Genomic DNA, 977 nt, shown 5'->3' with positions numbered 1-977 from the left:
TTGTCGCACAAGCTAAGTTGTACGCTTTCATAAATTTACTTCATTCTACTCGACACTAACCTCACTTTTATGATGATGTGCTCCATTTTTTGACCTCCCTAAACCAAGCAAAAGCGATTTAATGTTCCTGTCACGCCGCCCGATTCTGAAGCTATAAGCAAAGCCTTCTGATTAAGCCGTACACAAAGTAAATGGTAACAATAGCTGCAAGGCCACAATCTAAACCATCGGCTTTGTCTTCGATACCCAAGCGAAGAATACCCAAGCTGTTCCGATATCAACGGAATACAATTGACGGCCGAGCTTACTATCTATCATCTAACAATCCTAATGTATCCGCTTTATACAAATCAAAATCCACAATCGTCTCAGTCTCCTTAAGAAAATGTATTGCTCTCTTATTCAAACCAAAGTATGGCGTTGAAACATTCGGATTAATATCAATGTCGATTACAAATTGGAGTCTAGTACTTAAATCATATTTCTTCTTTAAACGGGTTATCTCTTGAGCTTTGGACTCAAAAATACTCACTAACCGTTCAAGAATAGATTCTAAATCAGGGCTATCCCCGGCATCAAATCGATACATCCAACTAGTAGATTTTGGTACTGGGTTCCCCTTGATCCGAACAGATGTTGGCTCAATTTGTAACTCGTGCGAAACGACTTTAGGGTCGAATTGATCTCCATCAAATGAAAAATACAGATAGCTGTTACACGACTTTCCACTGTACGTTATTTTTTCCCACATACTGATAATTGGCCTCTAATTTCTCTTGTTTCTATACCTAAAAAAGAATCACTTCTCAAATCGTTCCTTGAACTTGTCTTATTTCAATGCCCTTTTCTCAATTCTTTGATTTGATCTCAGCCATAAGGGCTGTGTATTTTCAAGGGCGAACGCAGGTGAGCGCCGCTTTAAGCTAGTACTTGAATCATCTATCTAGCTTGGTTTTCAATCTCCTTGCGTACAACTC

General features: G+C 39.0%; 1 protein-coding gene. It reads right to left on the bottom strand.

Features of this window, described 5'->3' with window-relative positions; translation table 11 throughout:
* Positions 1–307: 307 nt before the first annotated feature.
* Positions 308–751 (bottom strand): DUF4279 domain-containing protein, encoded by a 444-nt coding sequence (locus ACRBG0_RS14045; RefSeq protein ID WP_431487501.1) that lies wholly within the window; start codon positions 749–751, stop codon positions 308–310.
* Positions 752–977: the final 226 nt, after the last annotated feature.

Origin of the sequence: Lewinella sp. (genome assembly GCF_050633125.1) — a bacterium.
Taxonomy (GTDB): domain Bacteria; phylum Bacteroidota; class Bacteroidia; order Chitinophagales; family Saprospiraceae; genus Lewinella.
Note: the sequence above shows the minus strand (reverse complement) of the source record. Positions and strands in the feature narration are given on the sequence as shown.